This is a genomic window from Dellaglioa sp. CoH-57-MRSF-20, assembly GCF_056781955.1.
On record NZ_JBXAXV010000105.1, the window covers coordinates 1 to 476 of the forward strand.

Below are 476 nucleotides of genomic sequence, written 5' to 3' on the forward strand. Positions count from 1 at the left end.
GATAGGGGCCGCGTCGATTGGCTTGAGCGCGCGTCGCATTAGCTGCGGTCCATCAGAAACTTGTACACGTCGCGCGGCGTCTTCAAATCCACGTTTTTGTAGACAATGCCGTGTGTCGTGCGTACCGGGTCCGACACCTCGATAGTGCCGTCTTGCAGCGTACGCGCATCGTACCCGGCGGCGCGCAGCGCAGCCAGCGGGCCTTTCATTTCGTGAAATTTGGTAATTGCGTTCATTTCGTTTTACTCCGTAGCGGTTAGTCGATGGGTCTAGTATGATCGCGTTTCTGGCACGTGTCAACAGTACCCGACTAATTTAATCGGTCTTTATGCTGTGATTCGCGACGGGCGCGCGATCCGGGTTTGAGGCGTCCCCTTGTAATCGCCGTGCTCTTTGATGCCCGCTTTGATGCGCACCGTTTCCCCTTCACGCGGCATCGCATTAGACGCCCCTATATAGACGATGGGGCCCCTTCC

At 56.7% G+C, this 476-nt stretch carries 1 protein-coding gene; it reads right to left on the reverse strand.

Going from position 1 to position 476, the window contains the following annotated elements; genetic code table 11:
* Positions 1 to 38: 38 nt before the first annotated feature.
* Complete coding sequence (locus tag AC1RPN_RS08355; protein WP_289900953.1) at positions 39 to 236, reverse strand: hypothetical protein; 198 nt, start codon at positions 234 to 236, stop codon at positions 39 to 41.
* Between the last annotated feature and the right edge of the window lie 240 nt (positions 237 to 476).

What these genes read in the sequence shown, in the direction of transcription:
- AC1RPN_RS08355 (WP_289900953.1), bottom strand. Translation starts at nt 236, where the DNA reads ATGAACGCAATTACCAAATTTCACGAAATGAAAGGCCCGCTGGCTGCG.